Raw genomic sequence first — 24,240 nt, 5'->3', positions numbered from 1 at the left:
CCCGGTCTATCTCTTTGAGCACCCACATCATATCCGTTGCGTCCGGCATGCAAATATGCCAATGCCCCCACCTTAATAAATCGGCACTGCGCCGCCAGCCACAGCCCCAGGGTCTGTATCCGAATCACGTCTGGGGCATGGATTTTGTTTCCGATGCACTGTTTGACGGCCGCAGGCTGCGTCTACTGACGGTTATCGATCTGTTCACACGAGAATGCCTAGGGATCTGCGTGGAACAGAACCCCTGTTCATCCATACCGTTGGTTGTGACCGGAGTTAACGGGAAAGCAGACAAGCCGGTGAACATACTGTTTCTCTTGAATGACATTACTGGGACTACTTTTCGATAAGAGCAACATCAAACCACAGACCAGGCATCATTTTTTCAAGGCCGTCGGTCAACATCTTCCCGGCTTCATGAAGCTTCTCCAGCGGCATCTGCGGCAGACTTTCCAGAATGAACCACATTTGCTGAGCTTCCACGCCTAAGCGGGTTCTGATCCCCTGCCGCCAGTTCCAGCGGCGACAGGTAACTCCGACATCATCACTCCAGATAACTTCCCCCTGTGGAGGATATTCAACTGCGGGCTCACCGTCTTTTACGGTATCAAAAGGTTCTGTACCTTTTGCCACAATCAGACACGGTGCACCCTGATAGGCCGCAATATTTTCTCCACCAACCGGAATGGCATACCGCAGACTAACGGCATTATAGAGATCCACTACCGGATCGAGAGCTGGCATTACGCCATCGCGCAGAACGCGTTTACGCAGTGCGTCAGCTGAGCACGGTGTGCGTTTGGGTTTGGCACCAAATCCCTGGAACACGTCTGCCCATGCGGCCAGATGCGCTTGCGCCCATTCGGGAGTTCCAGCCAGGACAGCTTCACAGGCTTCTTTCAGTGCCGTTTCCCCCACGAAAGGGTTCAGGACTGGCGCGGCCTGCACTGAGATACTGAGAGCCCGGAAGCCGGGGGCGATGGCATAAACTTCTGGGGCAATTGACGGCGAGAGTGTGAACACGAGATAATCCTGTAATGACCAATTTATTTTATGATATCGACCAATGACCAAAAAAGTCAATTTAGTGACCGATGCTGGCGCCGATGTCAGTACGGTGAACGAAGCTGTCTCGCACCGAATCAAACAGTACCGCAAGCAAAAAAAATTATCGCTCGACGAGCTATCCAGACGAGCAAATGTCAGTAAAGGCATGCTGGTCGAGATTGAGGGATGTAAGGCCAACCCCAGTATTGCACTGTTGTGCCGTCTTGCGGCTGCAATGGGGGTATCCGTTGCGGATTTTGTCAATGTCAGCACCAAGCCTGATGTCCACATTATTGCAGATGTTGAGATACCTGAGCTCTGGAAGGGAGAAAAGGGTGGAAGTGCCAGACTTCTTGCCGGTTCAGGGGGGCCAGACATGACAGAACTCTGGATGTGGGAAATGCAGCCTGGGGAAAAGTTTTCTTCGCCAGGGCATCCTTCTGGAACATTGGAGTTGCTGTATGTGCAGTCCGGCACGCTCACACTGGGTGTGAAGGAGAGCCTTTTTCAGGTGAATACCGGCTACTCTGCGACGGCGAGAACGGATGCTCCCCACTTCTATGAAAACCAGGGCGAATGCATCCTGACGTTCATCATGACAGTTAGCGAAAAAGCATCCTGAGTCGGGTCCCACAGGATAAGAGCTGTCCTTACACAAGGAGAATATGATCATGCGTAAGCCATCCGGTCTGTTAGTCACCCTGATGGAACTCAAGAAATTTCAGGAAATGGCCTTTTATGACCTGTTACTTTCTGCGGAATGCAATGCTGTGCCGGAGGTTGTTCGCGCCGGGTCATACTGGCTTAATCATATCCATATCGTTGATAAAATTTTTCGGGCCCACCTGTGCGGAGAAATACATGGTTTTACGTCTACAGTGAGTGATGACACTCCTGAACTGCAACTGTTAAGACAAGAGGCCGTCAGGAGCAACGACTGGCTCATTGCCTATGCCGGGTCATTGGATGCAGACACGGCCACTGAACGCGTTCAATTCGCGTTTACCGATGGGGCACCTGGCGATATGACGCGTGAAGAGATCCTTCTGCATTTGCTCACGCATGCCAGTTATCACTTGAGTACCTGCAGTCCGTCACTGGAAAAAAATGGGCTTGCGATCCCTCACATGCTGCTGACCACCATGCTGAGCTCATCCCGTGTGGATTTTCTTTATGAGAAAGCTTGAAAACATACCTGACAGCTCCCGATGAGGATTTGACTTGTGAACTATCAACATCTCACTTTCAAAAAAGGCCGCTTTACGGTGACGACAGACCCTGCATTTTTCCAGACTGACGCCATACGCGATTTCCTTTCACAGTCATCCTGGGCACCAGGAATTGATGAAGAAACAGTTCGCTTATCAATAGAGAACAGCCTGTGTTTTGGTCTGCTTGATGGTTCAGAACAAGTAGGATTTGCCCGTCTGGTGACAGACTATGCCACTTTTGGTTATCTCTGCGATGTATATGTCCTTGGGGAGTATCAGAAGACGGGACTTGGCCGATGGCTGATCGAGTGCTGCCATGACCACCCCGTCATGTCACGTCTTCGGCGGATAATGCTGGTGACTGACAGCGCACCATGGCTATACGAGAAATTCGGATATACCCCACTGAACCGAACTGATTTTGTCTGGCAAATCAATCGCCCGGATATTTATCTGAAACCAGAGCCCTGATTGAAAGCCGGAAATGGAATTCCGTCACTCTCGCAACTAATCAGTAGGGTACTTGCACTGTCTTCCTTACAAATATCATTGTGGCTTTGTCATACCTAGGCCTCAGACAAGATGATGATGAAACTCTTACTCTTATTGTTTCGAAAAATTCAGTTCCCCGCTGAAGATAACGACAATTGCACGAAGTTATGAGTATGGATATGCCAGAATGAAAACCCTTAAACAGCAATGGTATGACAGCCTTTTTATACCACAGAGGAAAGAAAAATCGATAAGGTAGCCAACAGATTCAACATACCATCTCCCCTTTGCACGCCCCTCAAACATAGCTTCCCAACACTCGACTCACTCTCAAAAAAGAACGAGGGAAATCCATATTCGTCATCTGAAAGAGAGTGACTCTAGTCGTAATGACAGGTAAGAACTAAAAACATAGATTTAGGTCAATACTTTGATCATTATTGGTCAATATGATGACCTTTCGATAACCTACGGCCTGACAGTGCGTTATCCAGTGATTTTCAGTTTGAATACAGTCGGGGGATGGCTATTGCCAGGGACCTTGGCAAGAACACAGACATACATTCATGCCAGGAGTCTGGCCTACCCTCCGGACAGGAAATGGAGAAGAAAATGAACTCAGATGAACTGCAATATCGAATCATGTATAACCGTGGGAGCCTTACACATGAATAGTCATCCTGACACTCTGCAGGAAATAGGATTAGGTAAATATTCATGGCCACAGGTCATTAAATTTCTTTTAATTATACTGGTCATATATGCTATAGGTAGCGTGCTTGTATCTAACCCTTTTTCAATCTTTGTAGATAGAACCACACCCGTTGATTATTCCAGAGTAATGTATTTTCATGGTATGACAGTGGGACTCGCCGGAATCACGGCTCTGATTATCAGTCAGGTTTTTTCTCTTGACAGAAAGTTTAAAAAAATTATTTTTCTCTGCACCGTTGCCACAATTATTATTGGGGTAACTGGAGGTGCAATTAACCGCTCAATGGAATATACCAAACTATTTCTCTGGTATCAAATACTCGCTTTTATCGCACTTGATATAATATTAATTACCATGTCTCTCGGTCTTATTCTGACAAAAGACATGGAGCTCAGACAATCACGTACCTGGTATTTAGTTCTGTCCGCATCAGCAACTGCTGTTATCGCAGCCTTGATCGGCGACCTGGCTGGATTTATCCTGGATTTTGGTGACTGGCCGGGTGTTATGGGATGGTACGCCGGAAAAATCGGTTATACATTAGAGGAGTGGCAGGACAACCTGTTGCGTTCGCATTCAGATATGATGGTAGTTGCCGTTATTGGGCTAATATTGTCTGTTATCAGTTGGAAGTACGGACGCCATTTGAAGGGGTTATCATCAGCAGCAAAGGCCACTGGTGAATGGATGGCTATCCTGGGGCTGGTTCTACTGATCATTATAATGGTCGTTTCCGGGTTTGGTGGCTCCAGTATGCAAATCCCGCACATTTTTACGGAGAAGGGTTTTTATGCCTCTCGAGGTCAGAGTGTGGCTGGTATCGACCTTGGTGACTTCACCATTGGCACATTCTTTTTGATGGGAGGAATGTTGTTAATAGGAGCCGCGCTTTTCGGCAAAAAATATCCAGGGCACACATTGAGTAAAACAGCAAAATACACACTTGGCGGTATTTTCCTTACCTGGAGCAGTATCGTTGTAACCGTAGCTGGTATGGGATTCCTGGAGGAATACAGAGCTGATTTATACAATTCGGCAAAAGATGTTCCACTCGGGGACTATGGTTTTGCATTCAGGATGTTACATCTTGATGTTAGCTTGATACTTTTTCCGGCAATCATGGTTGTAATGCTGCTTGCACATCATTTTCTGAAAGATGATGATAATAAATACATTCAATGGATTTTACGCACTGGCGTAGTGATATGTTCAATAGGTTCATTGGTATATATGGTTCTTAACCCGGGTCCATTCGGCCCTGGATACTGGATTGTAGCTGCAGGATTCGTAGTTGTTATTGTTGCAATGATTTACTTTTTTATTCGAAGCAATAATAAAATTAAAGAAGATTTTAAAAGTCAGTCTGTAGAGTAATCATCAAGCTTTAATTCTGGTGCTGGAATAGTGAAAAATTTCAACGCCAGAATTAACAGAAATAGCTTCTGAAATGTGGTACCACAAAATTGACAGGATGAGGTCAGTCCCAGGAGAAGGCAAATCCAGTGAGGTTTATTCTTCCAGCGACAACCCATTTTTATCTATAAGCTTTTGATACCAGTAGTAGCTTTTCTTACAGGGACGTCTGCCATCATCCGGTCAAATCATCGAGATTCACGTAAACCAGCCCGTAACGCTTCGACATTTGACTGGAGGAGCAACTGATAATATTGTAAGTATCCCTTGCACCCAGTTGTTTAAATAACCCGATGGTCACTTTACCAATACCTTTGATGCCTGCGGTAACCAGCACACGTTTGTCCTGAAAGTCCATAGCCCATGACATCAGACAATCTCCAAGATGTTAATCCTGCCACCAAACAAGCAGAAAGCATGCTTAAGCACTACCGGACTGCCGGGAAAATTACCGACAACATTCGACGTGACAGTGACTCTGTCACCTTTGGTGAGGATCTGAAGCGGCTCAACACTATAGTCAAATGCAGCCTGCGCAGCACGTTGCCATGCTTCTATTGCCGCATGCCCCTCATGGGTTTTACCTTCATCGATCACGACAGCGTCGGCAGTAAAACAGTGCTTAACTTGAGTGATATCAGCACCATTACTGATGGTGAAATAGGTAGAAATAGCTTGCGGTAATGCTAATGACATGGCTCATACTCCCGTTATGTACAATACGGTTATTTTCAACATAGACTATGATAGTGACAAGTACGCACAAAAAAGTGAGTTCCTGAATAATGAGTAAGTTTTATAGTCCAGAAACTGCCGCAAGCGGTGTGGAGAACGTTCTTAGGATGCTTGAAGGTCGCTGGAAATTAATCATTCTTTTTCATCTGTTCGGCGGAAAAGTGCAGCGATTCTCGGATTTTGAAAAACTTATTCCCGGTATTTCACAGAAAATGCTGTCGCAGCAGTTACGGCAGCTGGAAGCGGATGGAATCGTGTCACGTATGGTATATCCCTAGGTGCCGCCTAAAGTGGAGTACAGACTTACTGCGTGGGGACAATCGCTTTGCCCGGTTCTAGATGCAATGCTTAAATGGGCAGAAAAACGCTAGATTTATACGGGAATTTTGCACCTGTGATAGAGGAAGATGAACGCAGCCACAGACGCATTATCGGAACACGAAGAGGTTACTTGTCCTCGGCAGACGTCCTGCAAACCTGACTGATACCGTATAGATTAACAACAAGGAAGACAGTTTCGATGAGAACTCCCCCAACAGATTTAATAATCGCGTTATGCCAGATCCATAGTGCTGTAGCCAGTGCGAGAACGAGCCGGGTTCTTATTCCCTTGCAGAGGAAAAGTGCAACAGAAGTCAGAACAGAAGATATTGCTGGCAGGAGCTGATAGATCTCTTCATAGGTAAGAAAACTAACCAGCACCGAAACCAGTAGAAACAGGAGAAAAATACGGGTTCCATGGGTAGCAACTGAAACAGCAGTACGACAGGCATTAAGTGCCTCACTGAAACCTGCCGGGCTTACACCCATCAAGAAAAAATGTGCAGACATGAGTGCACAATATAAGGCCATATTGACCCGTAAGTTCCTGTCCGTCTTTGCTAGGAAGGTAGCCAACCCTACAAGAAAAGCAAGCAATCCTAAAAGTTGTGCAATATACATATAACTTCTTTTATGTAAGCATAAAAATGTGCTTCGGGATTTCGCACATGTCCGGAACAGAAAGGGAGTTATTCTTGCCTTCAATCACCAGGTTGCAGGCAAAAGCCCTCAGCTCGAAGTTCATGATCCTGGTATCTAGATCGAGATAAATCACTTCGGCACTGGCATTGTAACCACCCAACTATTCTGAAACCAAAAATCCTGAGTTCGGGAGAACACCGAACCCAGGTTCTTAAACCTTCTAAAAAAACAGACCTACTGTATGTACTCTAAGGGTACACGCAGACTGAAAGACACCCACTCGGAAACTAATCTATGCCATATTATCTTTGTATTACTGGCATAGCATTTTATCCATATACCCAAACGTCTCATCATGGAATATGGTTATTTTCAAAATAGCCTGCTGTTTTTATTATTAACCTATGATTTTAAATATTTTCATGTCCGTTCTTTTTATTATTAAACCATCCAGACCCCAAGTTCTCCCCGCGCCACATAGCATAATAGTAAGTGCTGTAATTATTAGCAAATAATTCTGCCCAAAGGTTTCTGGCCCTGTATTCCATAACACCAATAAATTAACAACTGAATGCAATATAGCAATAAAACCACCTAATCTTGAAAAAAGCCCGAATAGAAATGAGAATCCGGCTGCCATTTCCCCTAATGCCAACATAAATGCAAATATTGAAGCATGTGGAACAACGATGTCAGTTAAAAAACTGACCATTCCAGGGCCTATGGCTGTATGGATAAAACCATCATTTATTCTTTCAATCAATCCGTTTCCGAAGATAAAATCTATGGACACCTTCGCATCTTTACCATAAAAGGCACCGCTAAGCCACGGGTAACATGCCAGAATCCTAAGAATAGACAATGCAAATCGTTCAGATAAAACGAAGTTATTTTTACGCATAAATTTCCCTTAAACTCCATCCCGCCATTATAATGATGCTGCATTTTTCCTGCAGCATCGCCAATATCTTAAGCTCTTTCGATATGTCATACTTATGCAACTTGATAATATCTATGCATAATATTAAAGCAACATACTCCAGGAGTGTTATCTGCTATCAGTACAAATAAGCTCAGCTATAAACCTTTTCCTATTCAGTCTTTCCTCCTTGTCTGCCTGGTGATATCGTAAGTAATGGGCCGAGGTAACGATTGCACTTCAACAATGCTGTGAAATTTAACATGCGCACCTTTTTCTCTGAAGGTGTTGAGCATGCTCATAGCCCGCAATTGCTTTCCGTTGTCTTCACTGAAATATGTCATATCGTTACTACACTCCTTGCAAACATGACGATTTTTATCCGGGGCACAAAAGTGTGCCCCGGAACTCAGGTCATGGCTGGCAGAGAGTGGAAGTGTTTCCCTTGCCTTTAATAATCTGGCTGTAGGCGTAAGCGCTCTCTTTAGGGGTTCTGGCTTGTGTATCCCAGTCAACATAAATCATTCCGAATCTGGCATTATAGCCGCCAAACCATTCAAGATTGTCATGACTCGACCACACCATATAACCCTCGACCCGCGCACCTTCCTTCATCGCATCCTGCATAGCCAAAATATGATCCCTGATGTATTCACATCTTTGGGTATCAATGACTTTTCCGTTGATAAGCTTATCCTCGCCAGCAAAACCAGCACCATTCTCGGTAATAATCACTGGAGGATTACCATAGTCAGTTTTAATTCTCCCTAGCAGGGCAGAAAGCTGGTCAGGTCGGACTGCACCATTGAATGCGGCAAGTTGCCCCTTCGGCATGTACAGTTCAGGGTTATAAGTCTGTTGTTTTCCACTATGCCGAATGAAGAAGGGAGAATAATAATTGATACCCAGAAAATCAAAATTCGCATCTTTAATTGTTTTGGCATCATTCTCCTGTACGCCAATGTCCAGCTTCATATCTTTAGCAAGTTGAAGGACATCTGCCGGATAAGTGCCTTTATACATTGCATCCAGGAACCAGCGATTGAGAACTCCATCGGCAATACGGGCATCATATTTGTCCGCATCGGATGCATCAGGGCCAGTCAGAATAGGACTCAGTGGAACTGCAATTCCTAGACGTCCTTTATAATGGCTATCTGAAAATACCTGCTTGGCCTTTGCCGCAGCTAATAAAATATGATTGTACGATTTGAGTGAAAGTTCCAGTGTCTCCGGCGTAGCCACAATAGGCGGAACCGGATTACTGAAATCCCCTTTCAGAAAACGCTGGGCTTTAATATTTTGCGCTACCTCTACAGAGGGTTCATTTATTAGGATAAAGTCACTAACCTGATCGGAGAAATTAGCAAAGACCGCGCTAGCATAGCGGGCAAACCACTCAACAGAATCACGATTACTCCAGCCTCCGGCCTGCGCCAGACTCAGGGGCATATCCCAGTGATAGAGTGTGACGAGTGGCTTTATCCCTGCAGCTTTGAGATCGTCAATAAAGAGTCGATAGTGCTGCACTGCAGTCGGGTTAACTGGCCCCTGCCCGTCCGGGATTATGCGTGGCCAGGCAATAGAAAATCGGTATGAATTAATGCCCAATTTTTTCATTAAGCTAATATCCTGAAGATACTGCTTACGGTCATAAAAGTTAATCGCAATAGCACCAGATACCCCTGGCCCCGCAAGATTCTTCTCACCAAAGTAATAATCCCATATTGATTTCCCTCGACCATCCTGGTCAATTGCACCTTCAACCTGATAGGCCGCTGACGCAGCCCCCCACATAAATGGTTCTTTATTATTTTCGGCAGAAGTACTGAATGCAACTGCGCCGAGAGCAACAGCCAATAGTGTTTTTTTCATTTAATGACCTTTTTATTGAATAAGTTTCTTTGAGTACATTTGGAGAAAATCAAGAAAAGACCTGCAAGTAACATAGGTAATGAGAGAACCTGCCCCATACTAATTAAATTAATCCAATCGCCAGTAAACTGGGAATCTGGTTCACGGAAGAACTCACCTGAAATCCTGAATAAACTGTACAGAAGCAAGAAACTACCGGAAACCATGCCAGCACATGAAGTTCTACGTGCAATAAAATACATTGCGATAAAAAGAATTACCCCTTCCATAAAAAACTCATAGAGCTGGGATGGATAACGAGGAAGTGCACCCAACTGCTGTAGCATGGACTGCAATTCAGGATGAGTTGCTACATATTTTAAATCCTGAGAGTGCGACCCGGGGAACAGAAAAGCATAAGGGAAACTTGGTGCTACACGCCCCCAGAGTTCACCGTTAATAAAATTACCAAGACGACCCAGAGCGAGCCCGACAGGAGCTAACTGTGCCAAAAAATCAGTTATTTCCAGTATTTTTTTATTGTGCTTTTTAGCAAAGTACACGGTGTATATGATGACACCGAGCAATCCACCATGAAATGACATCCCACCTTCCCATATACGGAACAAATAAAGCGGATCGATGCGAACTTGTGGAAAAGCATAAAACACCACATACCCAATGCGCCCACCCAGAATGAGAAACAAGAACGCACCAGCAAAAAAATCATCAACTTCCTCCGAGGTTATCACTGTATTATGCCTCCGAGCATAATACTTTGAAATAGAATAGCAGATGACAAAAGCCAACAGGTACATAAATCCATACCAGTACACAGTAAATGGCCCCATATATATCATCACTGGATCAATATCAGGATGTCGTAAGTAATCTGTCATTCTACAGCTCCATTTCGCAAGTGCAGTGGAGAAAGTACAAAATTTATAATGTACTCTTGCAACTTCAGGAATAATTCATTATGTTGAAAAAAGACACGAAACAGCCCCCGATAAATTGTGGTTGTTTCATGATGTTATTATGTAAGTGTACGAGTGTGTGTTTATAGAAAATAAAAATTCGCAGTTCATAGAACAGGCGTAAAGCAGAAAAAAACGAAGTTTGACAGGATACATATAAAATGAACATAACTCCCCCAATGGGCTCAGGGGAATTAAATATACCGGCGCTGGAAACCCAAAAGAGAACCTGGTATATCCGCATCTTGATGATGCGATTGTCAACTGCGATTACAATAGACCACATTCATCTGTCTAGTGTCAACTGTCGAACTGCAGGTATTGGTTCTGAGGACAGAAAACAAAATAAAATAGTTTCTAAACAATCAATTAACATATAGACAAGCCTTACCAACCGGCTAATGAGAAGGGTAACAAGTACTCTGTGCACATGAAATGAATGAGAGTTGTTAACAGTAATGAAGTAAGGAACCCAGGACTTTTCATCCTGACATGACAATTTTTGGCGAGATAGCCCGCACTCTGATGCATGAGTAAGAGGCAATAGACTATGTCTGTACATGGCACATGCATAAGCATGACCTTCCAGGGAGCCAATGCTGCTCCAGCTAAACAAATTCCAAATCCAGGATAAGGGGAAATGAATTCAAAGTCTGACAGGTCATCTATGTTCAGAGTTAGTCCTCAGAATGATTAAGATGATGGTCTTTATTTAAAAAAACCTAACTGACATAAATATTATATGTCAAACATGCGATTGTGGCCACAGTGGTGGTCGGGATAGGATAGATAAATGAAAAGCACCCCTCTTTTTTTTGTTTTCATCGGTTCAATTAGTTATGGTATGCCAGCACCATTAATGAAGTTAGCAAATATACCCGGAGGGCAGACGGGCGGTGTGATTTTTTTTGTTTTTGTCTTTTCAGCCATATTACTCAATGGTTTAATGTTGATACGAAAAAATAAAAAAACACATCTCCACCGAAAAGAACTCCTGAAAACAATTTCGTCTGGAATTCCACTTGCGCTCACGACCAGTCTATACTTTATATCCCTAAATTACATTTCTGTTTCAGTCGCCGTGGTCATGTTAATGCAATCGGTCTGGATAACTCAGCTAATCGATTGGCTGGTGTTCAGAAAAAAAATCCCACTCCAAAATGGAATATCGTCTATTTTAATATTTCCTGGAACAATTTTAGCTACGAACATGTTCAGTAACCAACAAACTGTATCATTGACTGGATTGATATTTGAATCGCCACGGGTTTAACAGACACCTCAGAGTCATTTAAGATGGCTTAAAGAGAGGTGCCCATGAGCGGTAAGCGTTATCCCGAAGAGTTTAAAATTGAAGCAGTCAAACAGGTTGTTGATCGCGGTTATTCTGTTGCCAGCGTTGCAACACGTCTCGATATCACCACCCACAGCCTTTACGCCTGGATAAAGAAGTACGGTCCGGATTCTTCCACTAATAAAGAAGAGTCAGATGCTCAGGCCGAGATCCGCCGTCTCCAGAAAGAGCTGAAGCGGGTTACCGACGAACGGGACATATTAAAAAAAGCCGCGGCGTACTTCGCAAAGCTGTCCGACTGAGGTACGCCTTTATCCGTGACAACACCTGTTGCTGGCCTGTTCGCCTGCTCTGTCGGGTGCTGGATGTTCATCCCAGTGGTTTTTACGCCTGGCTTCAGCAGCCGCATTCACAACGCCATCAGGCAGACCTGAGACTGACAGGACAGATTAAACAGTTCTGGCTGGAATCGGGATGCGTCTATGGTTATCGCAAAATCCATCTGGATCTGCGGGACAGCGGGCAACAGTGCGGAGTGAACAGAGTCTGGCGACTGATGAAACGTGTCGGGATAAAGGCTCAGGTCGGATACCGGAGCCCGCGGGCACGTAAAGGCGAGGCCAGTATCGTGTCGCCCAACAGGCTCCAGCGACAGTTCAACCCGGATGCTCCGGATGAGCGTTGGGTAACGGACATAACCTACATCAGGACCCACGAAGGCTGGCTGTATCTTGCCGTGGTTGTTGATCTGTTCTCACGCAAAATTATCGGCTGGTCCATGCAATCCCGGATGACAAAGGACATTGTCCTGAACGCACTGCTGATGGCTGTATGGCGGCGTAATCCCCAAAAACAGGTGCTGGTTCATTCGGATCAGGGCAGTCAGTACACAAGCCATGAGTGGCAGTCGTTCCTGAAATCACACGGCCTGGAGGGCAGCATGAGCCGTCGCGGTAACTGCCATGATAATGCGGTTGCAGAAAGCTTTTTCCAGTTGTTGAAACGCGAACGGATAAAGAAAAAGATCTACGGAACGCGGGAAGAAGCCCGCAGCGATATTTTTGATTACATCGAAATGTTTTATAACAGTAAGCGTCGGCATGGTTCTAGCGATCAGATGTCACCGACAGAATATGAAAACCAGTATTATCAACGGCTCGGAAGTGTCTAGATTATCCGTGGCGATTCACTTCTTAGCTGTAATTCAACCTTATGAGCAGTACTATTGTCTTAACCGTTACTTAATCCAGTAGATAAGAACCCTTTCTTTAATATATTAATACCAATCCAACAAACTAAGCGTGGCGGCAACGATAAAGATAACCACGCCAGACAGTACCTCCCCACAATAAAACCTCTGTTAATTACTCTGGAATTATCTTTTTCAGTTAAAGGTGAACGCAGCATCAATTAAATAAGATAATCTCAACCCGTGAGCACCTCGTACCAACGTCACCTACAAACCTCTTCCCCTGATTCTGAGTGACGAACTGAAAATGTGTCAGAGTAACGCTACCTGATGCCAGAAATTCATACTAGAGCAAACCAAGCATCGTGACGTGATGGAAACGAGAACGTGAAGGATAGAAGGACGGGAGGTAAAGATGAGGAAGTTCAGATGCAGATACGTAGGAAAAAATACCCAAATTACGATAAAAAAAATGATAAAAACAGTAAAAAAACGACTATAAAACCATGATGAAACCGTATCTAAACCAACAAAAAACCATTAACTTACTTCAATATGACTACCAGATGTGTTTTTCAGTGACACAAAAACCATCATCATGCTACTTTATTACTACAACAACAACCACCACAAACACTACTATGTAGTTTAGTTATCTGAAGGTTAAATAATGGCGATACACTACAATGATGACCGGAATGGACCTGTAAAAAGCCGGGACCTGAGAGTTTGTGGGTTTTACTCCAGCTGGCTGCAAATAAACAAAGTAATAAATACCAGCAACATTCCTCGCCAGGATGCTGAAAGCTACCGACAGGCGTTAAACCAGTTGATTAATCAGTTCATCCCGGATAAAAACCAGCAGGCAAGAGTGCTGTCTGAAATGGAAACAGGCCGGGAGGAAAATATTATCCCACTGGAAAGCTTTGACTGGCTGAGACAGGATGAGCGGGCCACATTCTGGCTATGGGCGTATCTCTGTAAGGCCGGGGATTATGAATTTGGTATTGGCTCACCAGCAAACGCTGAGTTCGGCAAAAACTGGTATCAGCGAATGAATCTGAGTTTGTCCCCGGTGAGTCACCAGGAGAGAATCGACATTATTGTCACACTATTTGACAGCATTGTTGTTTCCACTCCACCGGTGACTCACCTTAAAAAACAGGTACTGGAAAAGCTGAAAGATCGGTGGAAAATAATTTACAGTAAACCGCTGCCGCTAAAATGGCTGCCGGATGAAGAGGACGCGGTATTATGGGCTTGGAACAACCTGCAAAAAGTTCAGCAGGAGAAAGTCAGTAATATTGGCGGACTCTTCATGAGTTTATCCACGCCTGGATTAACGACCTGGTTCACACCATTAAGTTACTCTGAACGTTACCTTGCGCTACGTACCGCGCTGGATTTATGGGACGATGCTCCAGATACAAAACGGCTATTTCTGTTGAATCTAAATAAAGCCTGGAACCAGCAAAAATTACGCCAGTCGCGAACTGATAAAAAAGCATTAAACACGTACCTGAAGAACGAAACTAAAATGCGCCTGGACTTTATGGCTGAACGCAGCGGGGTCCGTATCAGCGATATGCTGGAAACGCTGATTAATGACCATTACAGGAAAACCTGTGGCGGTGAGTAAGGATCCCGCACGGAAAAAAGTGGGTGGTGACAGGCTCTAATGCGGACCTAAATTCACATTCAAAAAAATTTCAGACCTATATTACCAATGTGAGAACGGCAGCAGGAATGCTGCCATTTTGTTATTTCACTCACGGAGGTTAATGTGCTTGATAAGAACAAAAGGGGCTCTGATACCCTGCCGCTACCCTTGTTCCCTCTTCCCGGTGAACTGCCATGCAAAATACCAGCGTGCATGTTTCCCCCGTTCCGTCGCTGTCATCGCCACATTCCCTGTTCCGGTATCAGTGCTGTTTTTATCCACGGCCCGCCTGTGCATTCAGGCGGCTTTTATTTTATTGCCAGTAACAAGGGAGAACAAAATGAATTGTCCGAATTGCGGTTCGCAAAACATACAGCTGCGTCAGGTGGGTAAAAAAACGGGCGGCGTGATTGGCGCAACCGCCGGGGGACTTGCCGGTATCGAAGGTGCGACGGCCGGCGCGATGATTGGCTCCGCCGTCCCCGTGGTTGGCACGCTGGCCGGAGGGCTCATTGGTTTTCTATCAGGGGCCTGCGCTGGCGCAATAGCGGGAGCAGTAGCTGGTGAGAGGCTGGACGGGACGGTGTTTGATGAATACTGCTGCACACAGTGTGAGGAGACCTTCAATATGACGTAACACTCAGCAGCTCCAGTAAACGGTATGGGGTACAACCGTATCTCGGAAGACACCGGCAACGATAACGTGAATGCCACGGCGTCTCTGTTATACGGTTTTTTATCTCTTCAGCCCTTCGCATCAATGACAGGATGTGTCGTAAAAAAACATCACTCCCCTCCCATGAATACTCTCATACCCTTTTACTTACAGCCACTTAACTAAAACTGGTTGTTGTCATAATTTTTACGTCATCCAGCATAAAGCGACGACATAAAGTGGCGCACCGGTGCGGCATAATTTTCCACAACGTACAGGAGCATACGGAGAGCCTGAGGCTGATTTCAGAATGAAAGAACAACACGATCGTTATGATCGGCTGGCCGTCAGGTTGTCGATCATCATCAGTCGGCTACTGGCAGGCCATGCCCTGACGCTGAAAAAACTGGCTGATGAATTTGGTGTATCAGAACGCACGCTGCAACGGGATTTCCAGCAACGCCTGCTCCACCTGGGTATTGAGTTTTCCGGCGGGACTTACCACCTTGCGCGGCGTCCTCTCCGGCCACATGCGCCGGATACGTTCACCTTCATCCACAATACGGGAATTTCAGAGATTATCCCTACCCAGAACAGAAAGCTCATCCGGCTGCTCACCAGTACATCGGGGATACCCGCGCGGTTAAAGGCATAGAAGGCGACGTTAAGCACAACCGGGCGCTTTGGGTAATGGCGGAGGAACTGCAGCTGGTGCTGAGCTGATGCCACCGCTGCCTGATAACGCCCACCTGGCTCCCCTTCATCCGCCCCCTGGAGAACACTCCCGGCTGCCGCTCCAACTCTGATGACGACCTCTGCGCCTGGTGCTCTCACCTTCTTTATCGTCCCGGTGAACTCAGCCTCTGCAGCTTAAGCATCCCGGAGGGCAACTGGCCCTCGCTCTGTGATGAGGACGGCTATGCGCAGTCCTGCCCGTCACTTCGTCTCAACACTCCATATGAAAATACAAAGGAAACTAAATGAACAACATACTCACCCTGACCAGTGCAGTGACTAAATCTCTCACCTCATCACGTACTGATGCAGACCGCATCGTGTGCACGCCTGTACCCGATAAACAGCGTGCTGCCTTCTGGCCACAGTACTTCGGCAGCATACAGCTGTGGATAACCTTCGAATCGAGAATCTTTGCCTGGATGGACCGCTTCTGCGCGGATTACAGAGGCGGTATCTGGAATTTTTACTTACTCAGCAACGGTGGCGCGTTCATGGCTCCCGATGCTGACAGCGATGAAAAATGGTCATTGTTTAACAGTATGAACGGTAACGGCGGTGAACTCAGCGCCGAGGCTGCAGGGATAGCCGTCTGTCTGATGACTTACAGCCATCACACCATGCGCACAGAATGCGACGCTATGACGGAACATTACTGGCGTCTGCGTGACTATACGCTGCATCACCCGGAATGTAACGCCATCATGCACATTACCGACTGAGCGTCCCGCCATGCCGTATGAACGGTCTCACCTTGATGCCATGTGGGATGCGCTGGGGAAAACCACGGTCAGAGATGAGGACGGAGATGTTGTGATCGACGAACCCTTCCTGCATTTCCCGACGGGTACCCCTCTCTTCCATATATGGTCGTGGTTTGAATTCCTGCACGACGAGTTCATCGTTGCCGCGAAACTGTACAACACGCCCGTCCCGGACGCATTAACAGACAGGAAAAGCAAATGAATATTACCACTTGTGCCCCCGACAGCAGGGGGATATCTCCCGCTGCACAGCGTACCATCAGACGCGCACTGACCCTGCTGGAACGTCAGTTACGCGAGCCCGGCGCGACATTTTCCTCCAGCCATGCAGTCCGTGACTGGCTTCGTCTGCAGCTCGCCACGCTGGACCGCGAAGCCTTCACCGTCCTGTGGCTAGATAATCAGCATCGCCTCATAGCCCACGACACGCTGTTCCTCGGGACGATCAACTCTATCACTGTACATCCACGTGAGGTCGTTAAGTCCGGTCTGAAAAATAATGCCGCCGCTGTCGTTCTTGCGCATAACCACCCGTCGGGTGAGGCTGAACCGAGTAAAGCCGACAGGCTGATTACAGAACGTCTGAAACAGGCGCTGGAACTGGTTGATATTCGCCTGCTGGATCACCTGGTAGTTGGCGGCATGGATATCGTTTCGTTTGCTGAACGCGGCTGGTTATAGGGAATAAATAGCGATGAAAATTATCAGCAAACGTCAGGCGATGACGATATACCGTCAGCACCCTCAGTCCCGGCTGTTTCGCTTTTGCACCGGGAAATACACGTGGTCCGGCAGTATCTGCCACTATGCTGGTCAGGAGGTGCAAGATATCAGCGGTGTGCTGGCCGTATTCGCAGAACGCCGTCAGGACCGTAACGGCCCCTATGTCGTATTACGCAGTGTTAGCCTGAATTAACGCATCATTAAGGATGACTTAAATGCAAAGCATAATAAATGCGGCAAACCATGATATTTCTGAGCCCTGGTGGGGACTTAAACCCACCGTCACGCCATGCTTTGGCGCACGACTGGTGCAGGAAGGCAACCACCTGCATTATCTGGCTGACCGGGCCAGTTTCGCCGGGACATTCAGCGATGCGGATTTACGTCACTTTGACCAAGCGTTTCCGGTACTGCTCAAACAGCTGGAACTAATGCTGGTTTCCGGTGAGCTCAATCCTCGCCAACAGCTCGGCGTTACGTTAAATGCAAAAGAACTAACCTGCGATGCCGATACACTGGGGAGTTGTGGTTACCTTTATATCGCGATTTATCCGACGTCAGGCAACAGCATCCCCCGCTAACTCCACTTTCTAATCCATCCCCCTTTCAACCCGACTTTATTCAGGTGTATTTCATTATGCAAACCTTATCCGCCATCCCGACACGGAAGGCACCGTCACGCCCGACGCCCGTTGAAATCTGGCAACATTTACTCACGTGCCTGCTGGAACAGCATTACGGCCTTTCGCTTAACGACACTCAATTTTCTGATGAGCAGGTTATTACTCAATATAAATTGATCGTCCAGGTTTCTCCGTTCAACATCAGTCCCCTTTTATCGGAGAGATTGATATTCTCCAGGCCTGGCGGGCAACGGGATTGATGCAACGCAACGGGTATCAAAGGATCACTCTTCTCATTGCGGGAAATGCAGCTCAGGGGAGACATTCATGAAACTATCCCTGACGGTAGAAGCCGGTACTATCAATGTACTAGTCGTATCGTCGTGGATATCAATGGCATTGAACTGGACGACCTCATTAACGTGGTCTGCGACAACGGATATTCACTTTGTATTGCTGATACTCCCGGAAAGCTGGTTGTTGAAGATCTACTTCCGCCCGCCGCCCACCTTACCGGTATCCATTGCAGTACAGCGCATATCAACGAAGCCGACAACACCCTGCTGCACAAACTGTCACACCAGCATGAAGACTTTGGTGAATCAGAATGGATTCATTTTTCGGGCTCAGGCTATCTGCTCCGCCCGGGAGCCTAGTCATTTCCGGTATTGCGTCTTAAGCGTCTCGGTCTCTCAAAAGCCTGTCGCCGGTTAGTGATAACGCTCATCCGTCGCTACGACGCTGGCGTTATTCACCTTGACGCATGTAGTGAAGTGCTACCAGGCTTTGCCACCTTTGACTGGTAACTCCACAAGGTTCTCATATGCCAGAATTAACCACGGAAGATGTACTGCAGATCCTGATCGACTGGCTGTGCGACAATATTCGCTGGGGTACGGAAATGATCTTCGACAACGACGAAGACAACACCGACTCCACACAGCGCTGTTGCACCATATCACACAGGTATTGCAGGACCTTCGCTTTCTCCGTCATCTTCAGCTTCTACACGATGCAGAATCAGCATGACCCTCAGTTGATCCACCACACGTATGAATGCCAGTCCTTACCCGACAGGCATTTTTGTTTATATAAAAGTCCTGTATAGCCTCAACAGCTCACGAAAACCACCACAAAAAAAACCAAAATAAAACCAAATTTAGTTATTTTCTTGTTTTGTTTTAGTTGATATTATTGAGTTGTCATTAAAATGAAGGAGTGAACACTATGGCTTCGAACTTTAGTACCCTCTTAAAAAACAACAAAACGGCAATTGTTAGCCAGACTATGAAGGTCCCCGCAGATATTGATATGTTTGCGAGCGATGTGGCCGCACAACTAGATGTGTCTAAACATGAAGTTCTGGTTGCTATGCTCCGTGATGGGGCAGATATAGCTCGTGAGCGATATGCAAGAGAAGATGCGTTACAGACTAGCGATCCATCACCAAATGATGATAACAACTTGAATTATTTCATGTTGAATACCAATAAAAGCCAGGATGAAGATACCCATAACTGGATGGTGGAGGATAAAATCGCTGCCGCGTTTTGTGACCCATGGAAATTTAAAATTGAAAGAATCAAAGACGGAGATATTGTCTTTCATTATGAGAGCGGCGCAGGTATTGTCGGATTCGGTACTGCCGTCGGGAAAGTACAAAAAACAAACTATTATGGGGATGACGGGGATACATTTTTCTTTAAGCTTGAAAATTATAAGAAATTAGATAACCCGGTTCCCGCTAAAAAAATCAAAGAGATGCTGAATAGAAAAATTCCCTTTGCATCAACACTAATAAACCTCAGAGATGGCGAGGTTCTTAAAGCAGCCTTATCATGAGGCAAAATGCCGCGGGAGCGCGCTATATATGTGAGCACTCATCCCCCTAGTGATGAAAGACTAAAGTCATAGCAATCAGAGTGAGAGAAATGATTTCAAATATGCGTCTATCTCTCCAGATAACTGATAATGCATATTGTAAGCGGTGGGGGATATACTTTCGTTTCTTGATTCGAGGCACCAAAGCTAGCCAAATCGGAGTGAGGGCACAAATGAGGGTACAAAAATCACCACATTAAAAATAAACCATATATAACAATGCATTAATAAAGAACATCGATTCCGAGTCCGGCACCACTTATTCAGAGAACCCAGCCTTTGGCTGGGTTTTTGCTTTTCTGGGTACGGACTCTCCATCGAACTGCGTTCGATTATTCGCCGCAAGCGGCTCACCCCTTCGGGGCCAGCGCGACTAGCGCGCTGTTCAACGCCTGACGGCGTTAGTCCGAGTCCGGGCACCACTATTCAGAGAACCCAGCCTTTGGCTGGGTTTTTGCTTTTCTGGGTACGGACTCTCCATCGAACTGCGTTCGATTATTCGCCGCAAGCGGCTCACCCCTTCGGGGCCAGCGCGACCAGCGCGCTGTTCAATGCCTGACGGCGTTAGTCCGGGTCCGGGCACCACTTATTCAGAGAACCCAGCCTTTGGCTGGGTTTTTGCTTTTCTGGGTACGGACTCTCCATCGAACTGCGTTCGATTATTCGCCGCAAGCGGCTCACCCCTTCGGGGCCAGCGCGACCAGCGCGCTGTTCAACGCCTGACGGCGTTAGTCCGAGTCCGGGCACCACTTATTCAGAGAACCCAGCCTTTGGCTGGGTTTTTGCTTTTCCGGGTACGGCCCGGCACATAAAAGGTAGCGCTGCCTTATACGGCTTACATCCCTACAAGGGTACCGGTGTTAACAAGCTTGTCGGACTCCAGACTCAATCCGCCTGTGCCACCTAAACGCGCTTTTTTACCACTGTTAGTGACTTTATATGCGGCGACTTCCGCAGTGCCCTGACTCAACATATTGAGATAATTGTACAGATTACCCGTCGTTTTAACGGACAGGGATTCATTACTCAACACATTCCCCCAGTTAGTAATATTGTCTATAGCCGTAATCTCGATAGTTTTCCCAACGATATTGCTGTTGCTATTGTTGGTAATGGACTTTCCGCTCTCAATCTTCAGGTTTGTGCCCGCGGTAATGTCTTTATAGTTCTGAACGCCATTCAGGGCATTAATCGTCATCGCATTTTGTGCATCAAGTGTATTGTGGTTATAAAGGATGCCAGCCAATACGTTAACATTCATATCGCCTTTGGCGCTGATCCAACCGTAGTTAGTCATACTCTTATCTACCGTCAGGTTCAGGTTCTTATCCGCCGCGATAACGCCGGTAGCATTATTATTGGCTAAAGTACCGGTGCTGAGATTATCCAGATAGTGCGTTTCGATATCGAGATGGCCTGCGCTGCGGATCGTCGCGTAGTTATTATAGAAAACACCCCCAACGTTAATTTTCGCGTCCGCGTTACTGCTCAGCAACCCAAGCGTATTATCAATATTCCCTTTCGCCTGTAAGTTGAGTGCTCCGCCTTCGGCAACAATCCGGCTATTTGTTGTGTAGATATTGTTCGCGGTCAGTTCCACGCCCCCTTTACCTGCCAGGCCGCCGATCTGCTGCGCCATACCTAAATAACGACCGTAAACGATACCAAAAATATTACCGTCACGATTTTCAATATTACCGTGAGCATTTATCGTCAACCTGTTGTCAGCAACGATAAGCGCAGTATTATTATTGAGCCACGAACCCACATCGACAGTAACATTCTGCCCTTTCATGAAACCACCGTGGTTATCCACGGTATGAGCTGCTAATACAATATCACCTTGTGCAGAACTGATAACACCAAGGTAATTATCAATATAGCCGTTCACCGCGACATTCACCCCCTGCTCACCACTGAGATAACCGGTGTCATTGCGCAAAGCGTTCCCTTTTATTATCACATTTCGGTTGGAAAGAAGTTTACCGTTATAATTATCGATACCCTTCGTGCTCTGTACTAGCACATCGCCATTTGATGCAATTTGCCCGGCATCGTTATTAATGGAGTCAGCGACCATTTCCACCTCCGCTCCGGCAATAATACCTAGCGAGTCAGAACTTACCGTATCAGCTGTCTTATTATCACGATTACTAATGGCACCACCCGCAGCCATTTTTATATAGCCGCTCACTGAGCGGATCAACCCAGCATTATTAGCGACATTTCCAGAGCTGGTGATATTGATATCGCTGTCAGATTCTATATGGCCACTTTTATTTTTCAGATAAGCAGTATTTATTTCCATCGAGCCACCGGTAATTTGCCCTTTGCTATTATTCAGCGTGCCGGTATTAAGCAACACAATATCCGCGCTTACACCCACATCACTGCCCTTACCGGAATTGGTGAACGTATTCTTATGCGTGTCTACAGCAAGCATACCGCCAGAAGTGAGTTTACCGTTGGTGTTATCGACCTCGCCGCTGCTAATCGAGACGCTGGATAAGGAAGCGATTTTGCCCATACGGGTATTGATGAGCTTATTCTGATTCGAATCGATTGAGAGGGCTCCTTGGGCTTCAATCAGACCGGAGGCATTCTCTAGCGAGCCGTTGGTCCGAATATTCATTTCACCACCAGACTGGATCCGGGCATTACGGTTCAATAGTTGCCCTTTCGAATCGATCACTACACCGCCGGTAGTGGCCGCAATCACCCCGCGATTACGAACACCGACACCGTTTTCAGTGCTAATGAGTGTGATCTTATTAGCGTACATTCCACCTAGCATGGCCACATCAATGCCATAGCTTTTACGTAACCCTGTTGCCGAAACCTCACCGGTTACTTGCCCGTTGCGATTCACCGCATTATTTCCGGCCACTACAGTTAGCGTGTCGGCAGTCACATCGCCGCTGATGACGACATTGCGGGCAAGAATATCGCTGGGGCTGGCAATGGCCAGTTTATCAATGCTAATGCTACCGCCATTGACCGAATACCCTGTCAGGTTATCCCCCTCAAACGTTGGCGTACCCGTGGTGAGTGTCAGCTTACTGGTATTAATAGCGGTACCGTTACTCACTGTAATGCCGTTTGGATTGGCAATAATCAGTTCCGCTTTATTTCCGGCGACTTCCATCGCCCCGTAAATGGCAGAACGGCTTTTCGAATTAACTTCGTTCAGAATGACGCTCGCGGAGCCCGTAGCAAGGTTGCTGTTCCCCCCAATCTGGCCGGCGAGTTGCGTATCCGATGCCGCACCGCTGTTATTAAAAATCATGCCATTTCGGTCAACATTTAGATCGCTCCAAACGTTATGGGAAACACCCTGACTGTTCGGCTTATTAATATCAACAACGGCAACACCGTTTTGTATTGTTATCTCTGCCGCGTGAGTAACCGCAGTAAATGAAACAATGATTGCAATGGTTAACGGTGCTAATTGCAGTCTTGCTGGTTTACATTGCCTCTTATTTAATGTGTTCATATCATGTCCTTTCATTTTAAATTCCCATGAAGAAACAACAGATAAAACCGAGCGAACATTGTTATGGAAACCCAATGACGTTTATTGTTTAAGAAAATGAAATGTCATAGCTACTCCCCCGCCGCAGTGGCTTAACGCCGTTAAGAGATTCGGGCATATGCCAATAAGGTATTCAGCATACACAACTCGACTGGGCGTCATCTATAAAATGAAGATAAATACCGGACTATAAAAACAAAGGCTACGGCCGACAGAAAACCTAGCATGCTTTATGCCACAGAACAATATGACGAGCACAATGCCAGCCTGAAATAATATCTTACCGCCTCGGTTTATTTATCCAGAAAAAATAAAATCTTATTTAGGCGAGAGAAAAATACATGAAAAAAAGATAATAGCGGATGAATAGCGATTCATCCGCCGTTAAATTACAGATAAGGCTATCGCTCAGAAACCTGCCAGCGATCGGCCATTGTCCAGATAATGAAGCTGCTGGTGAAGGTCTGTTGACGAGATGTGAGGCTGCCATTGCTGGCATCTTTGAGTTCAACCGACAGCGAAACGTTATACGCTTTACCGGGCTGGAAAACATAGCCATAAGTCGGAATGCATTTCTGCGGCGATACAGGCACTTCGCCTATATTCGCTTTCTGCAACAGATGATCCTTATTGCCAATTTCTTCAATCCACAGATAGTTCATACGCGCTTCGCCTTGCGGCTGAACGCGAATGCACACCGAGTTGGCAACGGTAAGAACTTCTGCCGGGTCGCGAGGGGGAATACGGTCACCCATCGGGCAGCCTGTAAGAAATGTTGTCAATAAACACACCGGAATAATCCGTTTCACGTCCTGTCACTCCTGTCTTAATAAGAACAGAGTGAGTATATCCCTGGAT

At 46.3% G+C, this 24,240-nt stretch carries 24 protein-coding genes and 5 pseudogenes; 20 read left to right on the top strand and 9 right to left on the bottom strand.

Going from position 1 to position 24,240, the window contains the following annotated elements:
- Window positions 1-65: 65 nt before the first annotated feature.
- Window positions 66-239 (top strand): annotated as a pseudogene (locus tag ACUY4S_RS03985) (DDE-type integrase/transposase/recombinase); the annotation flags it as partial.
- Window positions 240-336: 97 nt separating this feature from the next.
- On the opposite strand, the gene ACUY4S_RS03980 reads toward ACUY4S_RS03985, so the two are convergent.
- Window positions 337-1,023, bottom strand: coding sequence for a B3/B4 domain-containing protein (locus tag ACUY4S_RS03980; protein ID WP_335256504.1), 687 nt, complete (start codon window positions 1,021-1,023; stop codon window positions 337-339).
- A gap of 43 nt (window positions 1,024-1,066) precedes the next feature.
- Here ACUY4S_RS03980 and ACUY4S_RS03975 point away from each other — a divergent pair, with 43 nt between their 5' ends.
- From ACUY4S_RS03975 to ACUY4S_RS03960, 4 genes are all read left to right on the top strand, one after another.
- Window positions 1,067-1,669, top strand: coding sequence for a helix-turn-helix domain-containing protein (locus ACUY4S_RS03975; RefSeq protein WP_335256503.1), 603 nt, complete (start codon window positions 1,067-1,069; stop codon window positions 1,667-1,669).
- 49 nt (window positions 1,670-1,718) lie between these two features.
- Window positions 1,719-2,234, top strand: coding sequence for a DinB family protein (locus ACUY4S_RS03970; RefSeq protein ID WP_335256502.1), 516 nt, complete (start codon window positions 1,719-1,721; stop codon window positions 2,232-2,234).
- Window positions 2,235-2,270: 36 nt separating this feature from the next.
- Window positions 2,271-2,729: a GNAT family N-acetyltransferase gene (locus ACUY4S_RS03965; protein WP_458023011.1), complete on the top strand. Its 459-nt coding sequence runs from the start codon at window positions 2,271-2,273 to the stop codon at window positions 2,727-2,729.
- 688 nt (window positions 2,730-3,417) lie between these two features.
- Window positions 3,418-4,839 carry a hypothetical protein gene (locus tag ACUY4S_RS03960; RefSeq protein ID WP_458023010.1) on the top strand — a complete coding sequence of 474 codons (1,422 nt, stop codon included), beginning with the start codon at window positions 3,418-3,420 and terminating at the stop codon, window positions 4,837-4,839.
- A 214-nt stretch (window positions 4,840-5,053) separates the two neighbouring features.
- On the opposite strand, the gene ACUY4S_RS03955 is transcribed toward ACUY4S_RS03960, so the two are convergent.
- Entirely contained in the window at window positions 5,054-5,248 is a 195-nt protein-coding gene (locus ACUY4S_RS03955) for a hypothetical protein (protein WP_458023009.1), read from the bottom strand.
- Complete coding sequence (locus ACUY4S_RS03950; RefSeq protein ID WP_458023008.1) at window positions 5,248-5,574, bottom strand: nuclear transport factor 2 family protein; 327 nt, start codon at window positions 5,572-5,574, stop codon at window positions 5,248-5,250. The genes ACUY4S_RS03955 and ACUY4S_RS03950 overlap by 1 nt, the downstream gene beginning before the upstream one ends.
- Before the next feature lie 89 nt (window positions 5,575-5,663).
- On the opposite strand from ACUY4S_RS03950, the pseudogene ACUY4S_RS03945 reads away from it, so the two are divergent.
- Window positions 5,664-5,984: pseudogene (locus ACUY4S_RS03945) on the top strand (winged helix-turn-helix transcriptional regulator).
- A gap of 76 nt (window positions 5,985-6,060) precedes the next feature.
- On the opposite strand, the gene ACUY4S_RS03940 reads toward ACUY4S_RS03945, so the two are convergent.
- The 4 genes from ACUY4S_RS03940 to lgt form a co-directional block, all read right to left on the bottom strand.
- Entirely contained in the window at window positions 6,061-6,555 is a 495-nt protein-coding gene (locus tag ACUY4S_RS03940; RefSeq protein ID WP_458023007.1) for a YgjV family protein, read from the bottom strand.
- Between the two features lie 418 nt (window positions 6,556-6,973).
- Window positions 6,974-7,477 (bottom strand): DoxX family protein, encoded by a 504-nt coding sequence (locus ACUY4S_RS03935; RefSeq protein WP_458023006.1) that lies wholly within the window; start codon window positions 7,475-7,477, stop codon window positions 6,974-6,976.
- 432 nt (window positions 7,478-7,909) lie between these two features.
- Window positions 7,910-9,370 carry a glycoside hydrolase family 1 protein gene (locus tag ACUY4S_RS03930; RefSeq protein WP_458023005.1) on the bottom strand — a complete coding sequence of 487 codons (1,461 nt, stop codon included), beginning with the start codon at window positions 9,368-9,370 and terminating at the stop codon, window positions 7,910-7,912.
- Window positions 9,367-10,248: a prolipoprotein diacylglyceryl transferase gene (gene lgt / locus ACUY4S_RS03925; RefSeq protein ID WP_458023004.1), complete on the bottom strand. Its 882-nt coding sequence runs from the start codon at window positions 10,246-10,248 to the stop codon at window positions 9,367-9,369. The genes ACUY4S_RS03930 and lgt overlap by 4 nt, the downstream gene beginning before the upstream one ends.
- A gap of 871 nt (window positions 10,249-11,119) precedes the next feature.
- Here lgt and ACUY4S_RS03920 point away from each other — a divergent pair.
- From ACUY4S_RS03920 to ACUY4S_RS03855, 14 genes and pseudogenes are all read left to right on the top strand, one after another.
- Window positions 11,120-11,599 carry an EamA family transporter gene (locus ACUY4S_RS03920; RefSeq protein WP_458024247.1) on the top strand — a complete coding sequence of 160 codons (480 nt, stop codon included), beginning with the start codon at window positions 11,120-11,122 and terminating at the stop codon, window positions 11,597-11,599.
- Between the two features lie 44 nt (window positions 11,600-11,643).
- Window positions 11,644-12,791, top strand: a protein-coding gene (locus ACUY4S_RS03915; RefSeq protein WP_087770335.1) for an IS3 family transposase whose coding sequence is annotated in 2 segments (ribosomal slippage) — window positions 11,644-11,881 and window positions 11,881-12,791 — 1,149 coding nt in all. Because the reading frame shifts where the segments join, the coding sequence is not laid out codon by codon here.
- A 688-nt stretch (window positions 12,792-13,479) separates the two neighbouring features.
- Window positions 13,480-14,448 (top strand): hypothetical protein, encoded by a 969-nt coding sequence (locus ACUY4S_RS03910; RefSeq protein ID WP_458022506.1) that lies wholly within the window; start codon window positions 13,480-13,482, stop codon window positions 14,446-14,448.
- 361 nt (window positions 14,449-14,809) lie between these two features.
- Window positions 14,810-15,106, top strand: coding sequence for a hypothetical protein (locus ACUY4S_RS03905; RefSeq protein ID WP_335256095.1), 297 nt, complete (start codon window positions 14,810-14,812; stop codon window positions 15,104-15,106).
- Window positions 15,107-15,434: 328 nt separating this feature from the next.
- Window positions 15,435-15,779: an HTH domain-containing protein gene (locus ACUY4S_RS03900; protein WP_335256096.1), complete on the top strand. Its 345-nt coding sequence runs from the start codon at window positions 15,435-15,437 to the stop codon at window positions 15,777-15,779.
- Window positions 15,758-15,847 (top strand): annotated as a pseudogene (locus ACUY4S_RS03895) (DUF932 domain-containing protein); the annotation flags it as partial. The gene ACUY4S_RS03900 and the pseudogene ACUY4S_RS03895, both read left to right, overlap by 22 nt.
- A gap of 287 nt (window positions 15,848-16,134) precedes the next feature.
- Complete coding sequence (locus tag ACUY4S_RS03890) at window positions 16,135-16,581, top strand: antirestriction protein (protein WP_335256109.1); 447 nt, start codon at window positions 16,135-16,137, stop codon at window positions 16,579-16,581.
- A gap of 10 nt (window positions 16,582-16,591) precedes the next feature.
- A complete protein-coding gene (locus tag ACUY4S_RS03885) occupies window positions 16,592-16,825 on the top strand; it encodes a hypothetical protein (RefSeq protein ID WP_335256097.1) in 234 nt (77 codons plus the stop codon).
- Complete coding sequence (gene radC / locus ACUY4S_RS03880; RefSeq protein ID WP_335256098.1) at window positions 16,822-17,304, top strand: RadC family protein; 483 nt, start codon at window positions 16,822-16,824, stop codon at window positions 17,302-17,304. Before ACUY4S_RS03885 ends, radC begins: the two co-directional genes overlap by 4 nt.
- A gap of 13 nt (window positions 17,305-17,317) precedes the next feature.
- Complete coding sequence (locus ACUY4S_RS03875; RefSeq protein WP_335256099.1) at window positions 17,318-17,539, top strand: DUF987 domain-containing protein; 222 nt, start codon at window positions 17,318-17,320, stop codon at window positions 17,537-17,539.
- Between the two features lie 22 nt (window positions 17,540-17,561).
- Window positions 17,562-17,927 carry a type IV toxin-antitoxin system YeeU family antitoxin gene (locus tag ACUY4S_RS03870; RefSeq protein ID WP_335256100.1) on the top strand — a complete coding sequence of 122 codons (366 nt, stop codon included), beginning with the start codon at window positions 17,562-17,564 and terminating at the stop codon, window positions 17,925-17,927.
- A gap of 56 nt (window positions 17,928-17,983) precedes the next feature.
- Window positions 17,984-18,300 (top strand): annotated as a pseudogene (locus ACUY4S_RS03865) (TA system toxin CbtA family protein).
- Window positions 18,297-18,775, top strand: a pseudogene (locus ACUY4S_RS03860) (DUF5983 family protein). Before ACUY4S_RS03865 ends, ACUY4S_RS03860 begins: the two co-directional pseudogenes overlap by 4 nt.
- A 421-nt stretch (window positions 18,776-19,196) precedes the next feature.
- A complete protein-coding gene (locus ACUY4S_RS03855) occupies window positions 19,197-19,811 on the top strand; it encodes a hypothetical protein (protein WP_335256101.1) in 615 nt (204 codons plus the stop codon).
- Window positions 19,812-20,685: 874 nt separating this feature from the next.
- Here ACUY4S_RS03855 and ACUY4S_RS03850 read toward each other — a convergent pair.
- The gene (locus ACUY4S_RS03850; protein ID WP_458022507.1) at window positions 20,686-23,343 is read right to left on the bottom strand and encodes a two-partner secretion domain-containing protein; all 2,658 of its coding nucleotides are present in this window, start codon (window positions 23,341-23,343) and stop codon (window positions 20,686-20,688) included.
- A 440-nt stretch (window positions 23,344-23,783) separates the two neighbouring features.
- Entirely contained in the window at window positions 23,784-24,191 is a 408-nt protein-coding gene (locus tag ACUY4S_RS03845; protein ID WP_458022508.1) for a putative T6SS immunity periplasmic lipoprotein, read from the bottom strand.
- Window positions 24,192-24,240: the final 49 nt, after the last annotated feature.

This window comes from Kosakonia beeri (assembly GCF_054165705.1).
The sequence above is the reverse complement of the archived record's forward strand: the minus strand, read 5'-3'. Positions and strand labels throughout refer to the sequence as shown.

Bases quoted from the DNA above. Each gene is read 5' to 3' on its own strand.
- ACUY4S_RS03975 (WP_335256503.1), top strand. From the start codon at position 1,067: ATGACCAAAAAAGTCAATTTAGTGACCGATGCTGGCGCCGATGTCAGT.
- ACUY4S_RS03970 (WP_335256502.1), top strand. From the start codon at position 1,719: ATGCGTAAGCCATCCGGTCTGTTAGTCACCCTGATGGAACTCAAGAAA.
- ACUY4S_RS03960 (WP_458023010.1), top strand. From the start codon at position 3,418: ATGAATAGTCATCCTGACACTCTGCAGGAAATAGGATTAGGTAAATAT.
- ACUY4S_RS03955 (WP_458023009.1), bottom strand. From the start codon at position 5,248: ATGTCATGGGCTATGGACTTTCAGGACAAACGTGTGCTGGTTACCGCA.
- ACUY4S_RS03950 (WP_458023008.1), bottom strand. From the start codon at position 5,574: ATGTCATTAGCATTACCGCAAGCTATTTCTACCTATTTCACCATCAGT.
- ACUY4S_RS03940 (WP_458023007.1), bottom strand. From the start codon at position 6,555: ATGTATATTGCACAACTTTTAGGATTGCTTGCTTTTCTTGTAGGGTTG.
- ACUY4S_RS03935 (WP_458023006.1), bottom strand. From the start codon at position 7,477: ATGCGTAAAAATAACTTCGTTTTATCTGAACGATTTGCATTGTCTATT.
- ACUY4S_RS03930 (WP_458023005.1), bottom strand. From the start codon at position 9,370: ATGAAAAAAACACTATTGGCTGTTGCTCTCGGCGCAGTTGCATTCAGT.
- lgt (WP_458023004.1), bottom strand. From the start codon at position 10,248: ATGACAGATTACTTACGACATCCTGATATTGATCCAGTGATGATATAT.
- ACUY4S_RS03920 (WP_458024247.1), top strand. From the start codon at position 11,120: ATGAAAAGCACCCCTCTTTTTTTTGTTTTCATCGGTTCAATTAGTTAT.
- ACUY4S_RS03910 (WP_458022506.1), top strand. From the start codon at position 13,480: ATGGCGATACACTACAATGATGACCGGAATGGACCTGTAAAAAGCCGG.
- ACUY4S_RS03905 (WP_335256095.1), top strand. From the start codon at position 14,810: ATGAATTGTCCGAATTGCGGTTCGCAAAACATACAGCTGCGTCAGGTG.
- ACUY4S_RS03900 (WP_335256096.1), top strand. From the start codon at position 15,435: ATGAAAGAACAACACGATCGTTATGATCGGCTGGCCGTCAGGTTGTCG.
- ACUY4S_RS03885 (WP_335256097.1), top strand. From the start codon at position 16,592: ATGCCGTATGAACGGTCTCACCTTGATGCCATGTGGGATGCGCTGGGG.
- radC (WP_335256098.1), top strand. From the start codon at position 16,822: ATGAATATTACCACTTGTGCCCCCGACAGCAGGGGGATATCTCCCGCT.
- ACUY4S_RS03875 (WP_335256099.1), top strand. From the start codon at position 17,318: ATGAAAATTATCAGCAAACGTCAGGCGATGACGATATACCGTCAGCAC.
- ACUY4S_RS03870 (WP_335256100.1), top strand. From the start codon at position 17,562: ATGCAAAGCATAATAAATGCGGCAAACCATGATATTTCTGAGCCCTGG.
- ACUY4S_RS03855 (WP_335256101.1), top strand. From the start codon at position 19,197: ATGGCTTCGAACTTTAGTACCCTCTTAAAAAACAACAAAACGGCAATT.
- ACUY4S_RS03850 (WP_458022507.1), bottom strand. From the start codon at position 23,343: ATGAACACATTAAATAAGAGGCAATGTAAACCAGCAAGACTGCAATTA.